This is a genomic window from Faecalimonas umbilicata (assembly GCF_042846195.1).
GTDB lineage: Bacteria > Bacillota > Clostridia > Lachnospirales > Lachnospiraceae > Faecalimonas > Faecalimonas umbilicata.
The window spans coordinates 2,477,857-2,492,168 of record NZ_AP031411.1; the positions used below are offsets into that span (position 1 = coordinate 2,477,857).

Consider the following 14,312-nt stretch of genomic DNA (forward strand, 5'->3'; position numbering starts at 1 on the left):
TACCTTTTATACATTGCTATTTATTTATTGTAAGAATCATCGATTTCTACATTATGTGTTGAGCAGCAAACCCATCCCTGCCAGCCAAGCTGAAAGTTCTTCAATCTTGGGCTAATGATGCATGTACGTTTTTCAGCTGCGATCGGTAAGTATAATGCCTGTTCTGTTACGATTTCTGATTCTAATGCCTGAAGGGCTGCAATTCTTTCTTTTGGATCAAGTTTTGCATTTGCTTCTTTGATCTTATCGCTTAACGCTTTGTCTTTGATGTTATATCCATTCGAAGCGCTATTTTCCACTGTAAATGTTGTGAAGAATGCTCCTGGATCCGGAACATCTGCTGTTACAGGTCCCAGTGAAATAGAATACCCTTCTCCACTTGCAATGGTATCCCAGTAAGATGTCATATCCATGTTTTTGATTTCAGCTTTAATTCCTGCTTCTCCAAGCATAGACTGAATCATTTCATTAATAGGATGTGTATATGTACTTTCTCCATTCTGAAGAATTGTAAGTGTCACATCTGACTCATGGCCTGCTTCTTTTAATAATTTTTTTGCTTCTTCTACATCGTATTTAATTGGTGTTTGATCTTCAGAGTATCCCGGAATTGCCGGAGGAAGAACACCATTTAATAACGTTCCTTCACCATTATAGAAGTTCTGATTGATCAAATCACGATTGATCGCTGCCTGAACAGCTTTTCTTACATTTACATCCGCCATGAATGTATCGTTCTGATTAAAAATCATGTAATCCATGCTTGGTGGCTGATATCCGATTAAGTAATCTTTCCAAAATTCATCATTTTTGAAATGCTCAAGGTCATCTGCCTTTACACCCATGTAATCTAACTCACCATTTTCAAACATCATCCGTTCGGTAGAGGCATCAATGTTCATTAAATAGCGGACTCCATCGATTTTAGCCGGTGTATTGAAATATTCATCATTTCTTACAAGATTGATCTCCTGATCTTGTGTCCAGTCTTTAAACTTCATATACCCTGTACCAACAGTATATTCTGGATCAAATCCAAATTTATCTTTTCCTTCTTCGACAGCTTTACGGTTATAGATAGAAGCCGGAGCACCTGTCATATTTGCAAGAAAAGATGCTGATGGCGCTGAAAGTGTGATCGCTACTGTGTAATCATCGATTACTTTAACACCTTCAATCACATCTGTTTTTCCATCCAGACGATCTTGGTACCCTTTTACTTCCTGATACTGAGCTGCATTGATACAAGCTTCTTCTGGATTTACAGCTTTATCAATGGTAAATAGTACATCATCTGCTTTTAATTCTTCGCCATTGTGGAATTTTACACCTTTTCTTAAGTGGAATGTGTACGTAAGACCATCTTCACTGATATCCCATTTTTCAGCAAGACTTGGAATAATCTCTGTTTCTCCAGCTTCATTCACAGTTACATCGACAAGACGATCATAAATCTGAAGCGGAATAAAATAATCTGCATTTGTTTTTTGAATGTCTAATGTTTTTGGGTTTTGAAATAATGTAAGAACCATGGTGTTCCCATTTTTACTTACATATTCTGTTTTTGTTTCGTTTTTCGCTGCAGCATTTTCTTCTTTTTTCTCTTCGCCTTTTCCGCATCCTGCGAACATCGAAACAGATAATGCAGCAACTAAAAACAGGCTTAAAAATTTCTTTTTCATATTTTTCCTCCTCTTTTATGTTTTCCAACACCAGTCACATTCTAACACTATCCGTTTCATATGTTAAATTGTTTTTTGTTATATACTTTATTCAAATTTTCTATAAAAACTTCTCCAAAAAGAACGTTGCCCATCGCTATAGAAATGCCTATTTATACTTAATTTAGTTGGCTATTTTACTGTGCCTCTTGAAATTGTCTGTTCTGGATTATGATTAATTGCACCCACAATCGGATGTGGAACATACATTTCCTCTAAATATTCCATATCTAAATCTGTTAATTTCACATCCAAAGCTCTAACTGCATCATCAAGATATACTGTCTTGGTAGCACCGATAATCGGTGAAGAAATACCTTTCATCCACTGCCATGCAAGTGCAATTTGAGACATTTTGCAATTATGTTTTTGGGAAAGCTCATATACTCTCTCTACAATCTTCCTATCCTGCTTTTCCATGCCATCATATTTCCCCATGGCTACTCTATCTGTTTTGCTACGCAGTGAATTTGTTTTCCATTCTGGCCTGCTTAAATGTCCAGCCGCCAACGGACTATATGGTGTAAGAGAAACTCCCATCTGTCTACAAATAGGGATCAGTTCTCTTTCATCCTCTCGATAGAGCAAATTATAGTGATTCTCCATTACAGAAAATTGTGTCCAGCCACGTTCTTTTGCTATAAGCTGCATATTGTAAAACTGGTAACCATACATTGCAGATGCACCAATTGCTCTTACTTTTCCAGCTTTCACCAAATCATGCAGAGCCTCCATTGTTTCCTCAATCGGTGTATCATAATCAAATCTATGAATAATATACAAATCCAGATAATCTGTGCCCAACCTCTGCAAAGTGCCTTCGATTTCCCGCATGATTGCTTTTCGCGATAAACGTCCTTCATTAAAATATACTTTTGAAGCGATAACTACCTGATCCCTTGCAATATTTTTCTTGATTGCCTTACCAAGATATTCCTCGCTTGTCCCTGCCGAATATCCATTTGCTGTATCAAAGAAATTAATTCCAAGTTCCAACGCATGTTGGATTACTTTTTCACTTTCGTTTTCATCAATTGTCCAATCATGCATCGTTCCGGCCTTCCCAAAACTCATGCAGCCTAAGCAAATTTTCGATACGCTGATATCCGTATTTCCTAATTTGACATATTCCATTTTTTATGCCCTCCCTTCATAAATAAACACCCTATCTTTCCATAGATATCCATCTTTCTTTACTGCTTTTCATTATGCTAATTTGCTGTAATCTTCATTAGTAACCGGCTCACACCATTCATTTGAAGTAATTTCATGTTACATCTCTCCAAGCTTATAATGTTTCTACCCATTCAACGATTTGTTGTCTAGTTGCATTGTTAAATACCTTTCCTTCTGCAATCATGCTCTTATCATTCATCTCTATACTGCTTCTGGATTTTTTATCCATCCAATTAAGGTCAGCACTTGTATATGGAACCTCTGGTGTAATCTCAAACAAATCTGCTTTTGCACTATCAGCAATCATTTCTGCTACCTTTTTCGTTGTTCCACTTGCACTAAAATATGCCACTAATCTTTTTCCCATAGTTATTTGTCCCCATTCTAAAAATAGATGTGCAAGATATCTTCTGATCCTGCACATCTATTCTATAATCTATCATCTTATCATGTCCAATACTTATATCGTATTCACATTTATGCCTAAAAAGCATTGATTTCTTCTATCATCTTATTTACTGCTTGTGAATAAGGAATATGTCTTCTCCATGCAATCACTACGCTCGCAGTAATCTCTGGATAAAGTCTCCTTTGCACAAGTATCTCTTCCCTCCAATATTTTACAGCACCCTCAATGGAAATTGGATACCCAAGTCCATTTGCCGCCATCACACTGGCATTTGTTCCAAGATTGCTTATAAATGAAATATCAAGACTGGAAAAATCTTTTCCAAACCAATTGGCAAGTTCGCTCTGAACCCCCACCCTTTCTGGTAAAATAAGCGGCTTATCCAAAATATCATTCTTTTCTATGTACTTCTTATTAGCAAGCGGATCATTAGGGCGCATTCCTACTACCCAATGATCGCAGTCTTTTATTCTAATATAATCAAGCCCTTCTGTATCCACTGGTTCCATGAACAATGCAATATCTACAAGCCCTTTATTCATCATCTCATATATAGTGTCCGCTGTTGCGGTATGAATCGCAATCTGGACAAGCGGATATTTTTCTTTATATTGCTTACATATTTTCGCCAATGTTTCTACTGCTGTAAACTCTCCGCACCCAAAAGTAACTGTTCCTTCTATCACTTCTTCAGTTCCTCTCAGTTCTTCCAACATTCGATCTTCAAGATTAAGGATTTCCAATGCTCTTCGCTTTAACAAAATTCCTCCATCTGTAAGCGTAATACTTCTCCCTTTGCGAACAAACAGAACGGTACCCAGTTCCTCCTCAAGCGCTGCAATCTGTCTGGATAAGGTTGGCTGTGTGATGTGTAGTTGTTCCGCTGCTTTTGTAAAACTTTGTTCTTTTGCCACCGTTAAAAAATAGCGTAAGATTCTTAATTCCATATTCATTTACCCCAAATTATTTTCTACTTCTTACTCAATTTAACAGAGCGAATCCCCCGCGACTGTTCCATCTACTCTACAATCGTTGCATGTCTATTCTTCTTTCTCCGAATACACATACACAGGATCCTTCCATGATCCTATATTCCAACAGTAGGATATTCCCTAACCATAAGAAGGAAAGATATAGATATCAGACTTCTACAAAAACTCTCCAAGTCTGAAGTCCAGAAAACCGGAATTCTCCTAATTATTATTTTATATTTATATACTGCACTATATAAAAAGTTCGTTTTCTTTTTCTTCTTGACAAGCAGCATTCATTTTCTTTGATGCAACCTTAACCATAAAGGAATTGACCTTTCTAGAATGACTTGGACATATTTTCACACATCGCATACATGATATACATAAATCTTTGTTTGTCTTTCTTGGATTTTCAATCGAGATTGCCCCTACAGGACATGCCCCTGCACAAACACCACATCCCGTGCAGCTTCTTCCTGCCTTTGGTTTTAATGGAACACCATTATATTCTCTATAGGGATAATTTCCCGGCAATCGTAATTCACTGTTTGCTGTATCCGTGTTCATTTTGTCTATAATTTTTTTCGTAAAGCCTTTCAATTCTTTTTTATCGTTAGCATCAGGACGTCCCGTTGCAAATTGATGCATAATAGAATGTTCTGCAATAGCAGCGATCGCAGCAAAACAATAAAAACCTCTTTTGCTTAAGTCATCTGCTAATTCTTTCAGAGTATCCTCAAATGCTCTATTTCCATATGATACCACCAATATAGCTTTTGCATGATTCCCTTTAAATTTATTCATTCTCTCTAGTGCAATACCTGGCACTCGGCCTCCATAAGATGGGACGCCAATCACACAAATATCGTCTGCATCAAATACTTGATCGACCATGTCTTCTTTTTTGCTAAGATCAATTTCCTGATAACTGCCAACTTCATTCGCCACCAAATTTGCAATCTCTTTTGTACTGTTTGTCGGACTAAAATAAATAGAATATACTCTCATTTTTATAACCTCTTTTCGCTTTCTTTGCTACATCTTTTCAGCATTGGCTCTACTTGTTGCCAAAATAGTATCACTGGCTTTACTGTCGTATCATCAAAATCAATATAATAGTAATTCTTTGTTCCCTCACGTCTCATATTGATAATCCCTGCATCTAAGAGTACTTTAAGATGATGCGATACCGCGGAACGAGAAACATGACTTTTTTTCTGTATTTCACCAACTCGAATTCCTCCCATCCCCCCACTTTCTATTAAAGCTAACAGGATCTCTTGGCGGACTTGATCTCCTAGTATCGTCATAACCGGTCTAGCAAGATTATAAATTTCAATAAAATTTTTCTTCTCCAAGCTAAAATCCTTATCCATACACCCTCCTATGGTTAATCTTCGTCAACCATTATAGTTCATAAAAACTTCTACTTCAATATTGGTGTCGCAAATCAAGTTCATTATTTTGCTAAAAAAACTCCCCAGAACCAAAGTCCTGAGGAGTTATAAAATCTTTTTGAAATTGTACGTTCTGAAACGTATAATTAACGTTTGCTGAACTGTGGTGCTCTACGAGCTGCTTTGAGACCGTATTTCTTACGTTCTTTCATACGTGGGTCACGTGTTAAGTATCCTGCTTTTTTCAGAACTGGTCTGTAATCTGGATCTGCCTGAAGTAAAGCTCTTGCGATACCGTGACGGATAGCTCCAGCCTGTCCTGTGTATCCACCACCGCGTACGTTTACTAATACGTCGAATTTGTCAAGTGTCTCTGTTGCTACTAATGGCTGACGAACAACAACTTTTAATGTCTCTAATCCTAAATATTCGTCGATGTCTCTTTTATTGATTGTAATGTTACCTGTTCCCGGTACTAAATATACTCTTGCGATTGATTTTTTTCTTCTTCCTGTTCCGTAGAATTTTGCTTTAGCCACTGTAATTTCCTCCTTTCAACCTTTCCTTAAAATGTTAATACTTCTGGTTTCTGAGCCTGATGATCATGCTCTGGTCCAGCGTATACATGAAGCTTTTTGATCATTGATCTTCCTAAAGGTCCTTTTGGAAGCATTCCTTTTACAGCAAGTTCGATTACTTTCTCTGGTTTCTTATCCATCATTTCTCTTAATGTAGTTTCTTTCATTCCACCTACATAATCAGAGTGATTGTAGTAGATTTTCTGATCTAATTTTTTACCTGTAACTGCAATCTTCTCTGCATTTACAACGATTACGTAATCTCCTGTGTCGATGTGCGGTGTATAAACTGGTTTATTTTTTCCTCTTAATACTTTTGCGATTTCTGATGTTAAACGTCCTAATGTCTTGTCTGTTGCGTCAACTACATACCATTTTCTTTCAATCTTATCTGGATTAGCCATGTAAGTTTTCATTGGTCGACCTCCTAATATATTCTCTCATTAAATCAATATTGTTTATTATGAAATCAGCTCACTCCGGGGCTTTGGTGTAAACTGTTTCTTCTCATGTCATACTTTATGATTATATTATGAATACGTCTTTCTGTCAACTGTTTTATCGTATTTTTCTACTGTTTTGCAACATTTTTCTTCTCTCTCCCAGCTATATTCCTCCTAGTCCTGATCCACAAATTTTTTATATTCTTCCTGAAATCACCTACATTTCCTCTGAAATGTCACAAGCAATTTCTTTCACCCGATTTTAAAATCCCACATTCTGTGGTATACTGTGTTTACACTGGAATCCGCTCCTAAATGGCAGGTTCCAAAATTAACAGCAACGGAAGGAATTTTTTATGTGGGCATATCATAGTACATTTTATCAGATTTATCCAATCGGTTTCTGCGGTGCACCACTTTCCAATGATGGAATCGTAACACCACGAATCCGAAAAGTCCTTGACTGGACAGATTATCTTCAGTCACTCGGTATCGATGCGATCCTCTTTAATCCGGTCTTCGAATCAGATACGCACGGTTACGACACAAAAGATTTCACAAAACTGGACTGTAGGCTCGGATCAAATGCGGATTTTTCCGAAGTCTGCCAGTCACTCCATGCACATGGCATTAAGATTGTGCTGGATGGTGTCTTCAATCATGTCGGAAGAAATTTTTGGGCTTTTGAAGATGTCAGAAAATACAAATGGGATTCCGCTTACAAAAACTGGTTCCATATCAGTTTTGACCGCAACAGCTGCTACAATGATGGATTCTGGTACGAGGGCTGGGAAGGACATTTTGAACTGGTCAAACTGAACCTCCAGAATCCTGCGGTTGTCGATTACCTTCTTTCGTGTGTCCAAAAATGGATCACAGAATTTGATATCGATGGTCTGCGCCTGGATGTCGCATACAGCCTTGACCGCAATTTCATGCACCGTCTTCGCAATTTCTGCGCGGAGCTAAAACCTGATTTTGCTTTGATCGGAGAAGTACTCTTCGGCGATTACAACTTGATTGTCAACGATGAACTGCTTCACAGTTGCACAAACTATGAATGTTACAAGGGTCTCTACTCCAGCTTCAACGATAGGAACCTTTTTGAGATTGCACACTCTCTGAATCGTCAGTTTGGTCCTGAACAATGGTGTCTTTACCGTGGAAAACACCTGATGACTTTTGCAGATAATCACGATGTGACAAAGATCGCAAGTATCCTGAACAATCCATCACATCTTCCGCTCGTATATGGACTGCTGTTTTCCATGCCGGGAATTCCCTGCCTTTATTACGGAAGTGAATGGGGAGCAGAAGGCGTGAAATCTCCTGACAATGATTATGCTTTGCGCCCGTGTTTTGAGAAACCACTGCCAAATGCTCTTACTGATTTTGTATCAAAACTAATCTCCGTCCGGAAAAGCCACGATGCACTCTGCAATGGTTCTTACCGAAATGTAGTGATCCAAAATCATCAGCTGATCTTTGAGCGCTGTTCTGAAAGCGAACGGATTCTTGTAGCAGTCAACGCAGGGGACAACGAATACACTGCATATTCCGGCGAATTAAACGGCACAGCCGAAGAGTTACTAAGCGGAGAAACTGTGAATATGAACGGACAGGTTTCTCTTCCTCCTTACAGTGTACAGTATTTTCAAATGTAGTACTTTTTACGAGTATATTTTCAACCAATGTTTCTGTAATATTATTTTAAAATGCGTATCTTAAGCGAAGAGTTTCCATAATTCAAAACAAAAAAAGAGCCTGATCTCCTTCTATTTTTGAAGGAATTCAAGCTCTTTTTCTCCTCCTATGCTTCTTTTACAAGCACTTTTGTGATCTCTGCAATATACATTGTATGGTAATCTTTCTCCGGATACCATCTCGCATCGTTTTCTGTTGCAATAAATTTCTCTGGTTTAATCTCATCTGCATAAAGTTTCCGACATACAAAAATCATTTCCGCCTCTTCAAATGCAGTTGTTCCATCTACAAAGTATGGTGTCAGTCCAGCTTCTTTGATTTTATCCCCGTCACGTCCAGACACTTTTCCACAAAGTGCAAGCGCTTCTCGGCAGTTTTCCCCAAAAAATGTAATTGTAAACACATCTTGTGCATCCACGAACTCTTTTGTGTAGCGCTGCGGACGAATGTAAGTTGTGACAACATTTTTTCCCCAGAGAACACCAACACCACCCCAGCTTGCAGTCATCGTATTGTGCTTTTTCTCATCTCCAGCCGTAATTAAAAGCCATTCTTTTCCAATCTTTGTAAATGGATTGAACTGTAATTCTTCGATTTTGATTTCTCTAAATGCCATATTTTTCCCTTCTCTCTATTTCATCACGATCTTACGGAAGTTTTTCTTTCCTCTCTTCAGCACGAAGTCTTCTCCATCAAATGTCTCAGGAGCATATGCTGTCTTAATATCTTCTACTTTCTCTCCGTTTACAGACACACCGCCCTGCTGTACTGCACGTCTTGCCTCGGATTTGGATGGAACAAGTCCGCTCTTTACAAGAAGTGTCAGGATATCGATCATTCCTTCTGTGAAATCACTTTCCTCTAATTCAGCAGTAGGCATATTTGCTGCATTTCCGGAACTGAAGAGTGCTCTGGAACTTTCCTGTGCTTTGACTGCTTCTTCTTCACCGTGCACAAGTTTTGTCAGCTCGTATGCAAGAATCTCTTTTGCCTGATTTAACTGGCTTCCTTCCCATTTGTCCATTGCATCAATCTCTTCCAGCGGAAGGAATGTAAGCATGCGGATGCATTTTAATACATCGGCATCTGCGATATTTCTCCAGTACTGGTAGAATTCAAATGGGGAAGTCTTGTTCGGATCAAGCCATACTGCACCGGACTGTGTTTTTCCCATCTTCTTTCCCTCGGAGTTTAAAAGCAGTGTAATTGTCATCGCACTTGCATCTTTTCCAAGTTTTCGACGGATCAATTCTGTTCCTGCAAGCATGTTGCTCCACTGATCATCTCCTCCGAACTGTAAATTACATCCGTATTTCTGGTACAGTGCGTAGAAATCGTATGCCTGCATGATCATGTAGTTGAATTCCAGGAAGCTAAGTCCTTTTTCCATACGCTGTTTGTAGCATTCTGCAGTCAGCATACGGTTGACGCTGAAGTGAGCTCCCACTTCACGGAGCAATTCAATATAATTCAGATCTAACAGCCAGTCTGCGTTGTTGACCATCATAGCTTTTCCTTCTGAGAAATCGATAAATTTGCTCATCTGTTCTTTGAAACAGTCACAGTTATGCTGGATCTGCTCCGGTGTCATCATTGAACGCATATCTGTTCTTCCTGATGGGTCCCCGATGTATCCGGTTCCTCCTCCAATCAGAGCGATTGGCTTGTTCCCTGCCATCTGAAGACGTTTCATCAGACAGAGTGCCATGAAATGTCCCACATGAAGGCTGTCTGCTGTCGGGTCAAATCCAATATAAAATGTCGCCTTTCCTTCATTGATCAAATTGCTGATCAATTCCTCATCTGTCACCTGTGCGATCAGTCCTCTTGCTTTCAATTCATCATAAATTTTCATGTTTCTTTTCCTCTCCTTCATTTTTAATCAATTTCCAAAATGCTTCTTCAAACTGCCGGAAACGTCGATAGACCGGTTCTGCCAGTGTTCCATCCTCTCCCATTCGGATAAATTTCTCCAAAGTTACCCATCGAGCATCTGCTGTCTCATTTTCCTGCAGGACAATATCCGAAAGTTCTACATCTTTTCTCACCACATAGAAATCATAAAATGCACTGATTCCCCTGACACTTCCAAGCAGCATCAGTTCTTCTTCTGATACACCGATTCCGGTTTCTTCCTTAAGCTCCCTGACTGCTCCCTGACGGCTTGTCTCCCCTGCAAGTACGCTTCCTCCTGTATTTTCCCAGCAATTTGCGTAAGTTTCCTTCGCCGGATGTCGAAGTGTGACCAGAATCTCTTCCTTGCTGTTCACTACACATACAACGACAACAACATGATAATGCCCCGGTGCAAGTGGCTCCTGCCGGTTATGCTGTTTATATAAAAATCTGCGATTTTCATCAAATAGATCCCAAAGTTCCATTTTGTATCCCCCTTTCAGGTAGTATCCTTATTTTCCTGTATCATTCTCCGCAAGCGATGTCGCCAGCGGCTAATTCCCTTTCCGCGAACTACGCATTCTCATGCAAAGCGTTTTTATTACAGAAAATTCCGAAGAAATCCCTATGCAATAAAAAAACTCCTGCCCTCTCTGTTTCATCAGAAAGGGCAGGAGTAAATCCTGCGGTACCACCTTTTTTCACAGACGACTCGCATCATCTGTCTCAGTAAGTATCAGTGTCTCATCCTCTCCTGATGAACAAAACATAATACTCAGATACGATAACGTGTATCTACTCCGTCACAGCCTACTTGATCTGTTCGGTGTGAAGCTCCAAGAGGTATTCATAACAAACGGTCCATGCGCCTCTCATCACCCGGCTGCTTTCTGTCTGAACGTGATGTCCGTTATTACTTATTCTTTTCATCGCTGATGTCTTATATGTTGCCTATCGTACTCCATTTGTCCCATTTTGTCAAGGCTGTGCCCACCATCTTTTTTATCAATTTTTAAATCTTCTGTGAGTTCTTGCCCGCAGACTACATTTCCTTATCCTATTGCTATTTACTTATCCAATCTTTTCCTCGTTCCGCTTTAATTCTCTCTCAACTTCCTCTGCAGTTGTCATTCCACCCTGTGCCCCAAATTTTTCAGTCGAAAGACTTGCCGCCGTATTTGCATAACGAAGCGCCTCTGCAATCGGCTCTCCTTTAGCAATCTGCACTGAGAAAGCACCATTTAATGTATCGCCTGCCCCGGTCGTATCAGCCACAATTGCTGGTCTTGCCGGAACGGTCAGTACTTCTCCATTTTTTCTGCACACAGATACTCCCCTAGATCCCTGCGTGATCACAAGTTTCTCTGGATATTTTTTCAGAAGTTCTTCGGTCGTCTCTTCCTCACCGAAAATAAGTACCGCCTCATGTTCATTCGGTGTCAGATACGTCACTTTCTCAATGATATCAAGAGGCACCTTCGCTGCCGGCGCCGGATTTAAAATCACCTTGATTCCATTTTCCGCGCAGAAACAAATTAAATCGTGGACTGTTTCCAGAGGAATTTCCTGCTGCAGCACAACCATATCAAACGCCTTTAATTCTTCCTTGATACTGTCTGCATAGATCTGGTCTACCTGTCCGTTAGCCCCCGGCACAACGATGATCGTATTGTCATTTTCCCCAACCGTAATCAAGGCAATTCCGGTCGGAACTTCTTTTAGAACTTTGATATGTCTGGTCCCGACCCCTTCTTTTCTAAGATTTTCAAGCAACTTTTCTCCATTGCTATCATCCCCCACACATCCGAACATCTCTACTTCTGCTCCAAGTCTCGCCATCGCGACCGCCTGGTTCGCACCTTTCCCGCCCGGAATATAGTGAATGCTGTCCCCAAGCAGTGTCTCCCCTTTCAACGGAATCCGCTCAGCGGTCACTGTCATATCCATGTTTATACTTCCCACTACTGCCAACTTCATACCCATTGTCCTCCATGTTCTACATTTTATTCTTTGTTGTCTCTCCTTTGATCAGCATCACTGGAAACTTCATCTCTCTATCCCTTGGAAGTTCCTTCACAGTACCTAAAATCATCTGCACCGCACATTTGCCCATCTCTTTGATCGGCTGTGCAACTGTCGTCAGCTCCGGTGTCAAAAAACGTCCAAATTTTACACCATCAAATCCAATAATCTGGATGTCTTCCGGTACCCGGTATCCCCTTTTTTGCAGTACTTTATATACCGAAACCGCAGTCATATCATTGCAGGCAATGATTCCGTCTGTGTCCGGATAGCGTCTGAGTACTTCTTCTGCGGCTTTGGCTCCATCCTCATACTTGTATGTACTGTCCACAAAACGCTCCTTCATGCTATGCTGACGACATACTTCCCGGTATCCCTCGTATCGCTTCTTGCCGCTGGACAATTCTTGGGGGCCTCGAATACATGTGATCTGCCTGCATCCACATGCAATCAGATACTCCGCCGCCAGTTTTCCCCCTGCATAATGATCTGCCTCGATAACACTGGTCTGTCCCATCTCATCCAAACGTCTGTCCACAAAAACGATTGGCATGGAAACTGCCTCATAACTCTGGCTTTTTTCTCCGGTATTTGTCATTAAGATCACACCATCCGCCTGAAGCTGTGCAAGCATTTGCAGGTTTGCAAGTTCCTTCTCTTTCTGATCATCCGAGTTACAGAGAAGGATACGATATTCCTGTTCATACGCTTCCTTCTCAATCGCCTTTGCAAGTTCACTGAAAAATGGATTCTCAATATCCGGCACGATGACTCCGATTATCTTTGATGATTTCCGGTATAGCGCCCTTGCAAGTTCGTTTGGTCTGAAACCGGTTTCTTCAATCGCTTTTTCCACCCGTTCCCGCTTCTCCTCATCTACTCTCGCAGTTCCGTTGATCACGCGGGAAACCGTGGCGGGAGACACCCCCGCGCGCTTTGCTACTTCTCTGATACTTGCCATCCACTTTCCCTCCTTTCTGTTCACTGCTCCATTTTCTCCTAAAAATGTGACAAAATTTTCATTATGAAACCCGTTTCAAATCTGCTTTTAGTATACCCTTTCTACTTCTTTTTGTCAATTTAAAGGCAAAAGTATTTTCCCCCCTTAACCAAAAACTCAAAAGCCCTTCCATGCAGACAGATGTTCTTTTTCTATCTACACGGAAGGGTACACCTCACATCCTTTTAAAACTGATCTACAATCTTTCTTGCCTCTTTGATTTTCTCGACACTGCTCTGCCAGATTTCATATTCGCTGAATCCTGGAAGTCCCATATTGACACCTTCTCTCCGGAAAGTCATTTTACTTTCCACAACAACTTTCCCCGACATATGATAGGATGCAATTCCAGTCTCCTCATGCAGCTGATCGATGATTTCCGGCTTGATCCCGCTTCCTGCCAAAATCTCTATCCTTCCTCTGCTCTCTTGCTGCAGCTTTGCAAGAAATTCTCTTCCTTCCCACGCAGAGTTTTTCTGTCCGCTTGTGAGAATTGTCCGGCATCCTAATGAGATTGCCTGCTCCAGCGCTTCCAGGGCATCCCTGCTTACGTCAAAAGCGCGATGCAGAGCCACATCCATATCTCCTGCCTCCGCGATCAACCCCTGCATCTGCTCCATGTTCAGGGAACCATCCGGATTCAGGCAGCCGATCACAATCCCGTCTGCCCCCAGCCGCCGAAACAACTTTACCTCTTCTTTCAAAATCTCATACTCATTCTGACTGTAACAGAAGTCTCCGAATCTCGGTCTTAAAAGCACTCTGATTTTAAGGCTTGTCTCTTTGCGGATCTTCTCAAACAATGCCTGAGACGGTGTTGTTCCTCCAATCACAAGATTTCCGCACAATTCAATCCGATCTGCCCCTCCTCTTTCTGCTGCCAGAGCAGACTCCATGCTGTCTGCACACACTTCTAAAATACCTGCCATTTTTTTCTCCTCTCCTGAACCTGATTTCATCTGTATGATACTGTTTCCACTATATCATAAAAC

Annotated in this window: 14 protein-coding genes, 1 pseudogene and 1 other annotated feature; of the genes and pseudogenes, 1 reads left to right on the plus strand and 14 read right to left on the minus strand. The window is 40.6% G+C overall.

What is annotated here, in order from left to right; all coding sequences use genetic code 11:
- Window positions 1-20: 20 nt before the first annotated feature.
- The 8 genes and pseudogenes from ACGG81_RS11895 to rplM form a co-directional block, all read right to left on the minus strand.
- Complete coding sequence (locus ACGG81_RS11895) at window positions 21-1,682, minus strand: ABC transporter substrate-binding protein (RefSeq protein WP_016439859.1); 1,662 nt, start codon at window positions 1,680-1,682, stop codon at window positions 21-23.
- 171 nt (window positions 1,683-1,853) lie between these two features.
- Complete coding sequence (locus tag ACGG81_RS11900; protein WP_390108522.1) at window positions 1,854-2,855, minus strand: aldo/keto reductase; 1,002 nt, start codon at window positions 2,853-2,855, stop codon at window positions 1,854-1,856.
- A gap of 229 nt (window positions 2,856-3,084) precedes the next feature.
- Window positions 3,085-3,264, minus strand: a pseudogene (locus ACGG81_RS11905) (flavodoxin); the annotation flags it as partial.
- A 116-nt stretch (window positions 3,265-3,380) separates the two neighbouring features.
- A complete protein-coding gene (locus tag ACGG81_RS11910; protein WP_390108524.1) occupies window positions 3,381-4,253 on the minus strand; it encodes a LysR family transcriptional regulator in 873 nt (290 codons plus the stop codon).
- A gap of 276 nt (window positions 4,254-4,529) precedes the next feature.
- Window positions 4,530-5,288 carry a 4Fe-4S binding protein gene (locus ACGG81_RS11915; RefSeq protein ID WP_390108527.1) on the minus strand — a complete coding sequence of 253 codons (759 nt, stop codon included), beginning with the start codon at window positions 5,286-5,288 and terminating at the stop codon, window positions 4,530-4,532.
- A gap of 2 nt (window positions 5,289-5,290) precedes the next feature.
- On the minus strand, window positions 5,291-5,656 hold the full coding sequence (locus tag ACGG81_RS11920) for a metalloregulator ArsR/SmtB family transcription factor (RefSeq protein WP_320619599.1): 366 nt from the start codon (window positions 5,654-5,656) through the stop codon (window positions 5,291-5,293).
- A gap of 167 nt (window positions 5,657-5,823) precedes the next feature.
- Entirely contained in the window at window positions 5,824-6,216 is a 393-nt protein-coding gene (gene rpsI, locus ACGG81_RS11925) for a 30S ribosomal protein S9 (RefSeq protein WP_008977504.1), read from the minus strand.
- A 26-nt stretch (window positions 6,217-6,242) separates the two neighbouring features.
- Entirely contained in the window at window positions 6,243-6,671 is a 429-nt protein-coding gene (rplM, locus tag ACGG81_RS11930) for a 50S ribosomal protein L13 (RefSeq protein ID WP_008977505.1), read from the minus strand.
- A 383-nt stretch (window positions 6,672-7,054) separates the two neighbouring features.
- Here rplM and ACGG81_RS11935 point away from each other — a divergent pair, with 383 nt between their 5' ends.
- Entirely contained in the window at window positions 7,055-8,362 is a 1,308-nt protein-coding gene (locus ACGG81_RS11935; RefSeq protein ID WP_390108532.1) for an alpha-amylase family glycosyl hydrolase, read from the plus strand.
- A gap of 146 nt (window positions 8,363-8,508) precedes the next feature.
- Here ACGG81_RS11935 and ACGG81_RS11940 read toward each other — a convergent pair whose 3' ends face one another.
- The 6 genes from ACGG81_RS11940 to ACGG81_RS11965 form a co-directional block, all read right to left on the minus strand.
- On the minus strand, window positions 8,509-9,018 hold the full coding sequence (locus tag ACGG81_RS11940; RefSeq protein WP_336305090.1) for a flavin reductase: 510 nt from the start codon (window positions 9,016-9,018) through the stop codon (window positions 8,509-8,511).
- A 15-nt stretch (window positions 9,019-9,033) separates the two neighbouring features.
- Window positions 9,034-10,257: a tyrosine--tRNA ligase gene (tyrS, locus tag ACGG81_RS11945; protein ID WP_008977508.1), complete on the minus strand. Its 1,224-nt coding sequence runs from the start codon at window positions 10,255-10,257 to the stop codon at window positions 9,034-9,036.
- The gene (locus tag ACGG81_RS11950; RefSeq protein ID WP_336305089.1) at window positions 10,244-10,783 is read right to left on the minus strand and encodes an NUDIX hydrolase; all 540 of its coding nucleotides are present in this window, start codon (window positions 10,781-10,783) and stop codon (window positions 10,244-10,246) included. Before ACGG81_RS11950 ends, tyrS begins: the two co-directional genes overlap by 14 nt.
- 178 nt (window positions 10,784-10,961) lie before the next feature.
- Window positions 10,962-11,237, minus strand: a binding site (T-box leader).
- Window positions 11,238-11,369: 132 nt separating this feature from the next.
- Complete coding sequence (gene rbsK / locus ACGG81_RS11955) at window positions 11,370-12,275, minus strand: ribokinase (RefSeq protein ID WP_390108537.1); 906 nt, start codon at window positions 12,273-12,275, stop codon at window positions 11,370-11,372.
- Window positions 12,276-12,294: 19 nt separating this feature from the next.
- A complete protein-coding gene (locus ACGG81_RS11960; RefSeq protein WP_009263690.1) occupies window positions 12,295-13,281 on the minus strand; it encodes a LacI family DNA-binding transcriptional regulator in 987 nt (328 codons plus the stop codon).
- A 224-nt stretch (window positions 13,282-13,505) separates the two neighbouring features.
- Window positions 13,506-14,249, minus strand: coding sequence for a copper homeostasis protein CutC (locus ACGG81_RS11965; RefSeq protein ID WP_009263691.1), 744 nt, complete (start codon window positions 14,247-14,249; stop codon window positions 13,506-13,508).
- Window positions 14,250-14,312 lie beyond the last annotated feature (63 nt).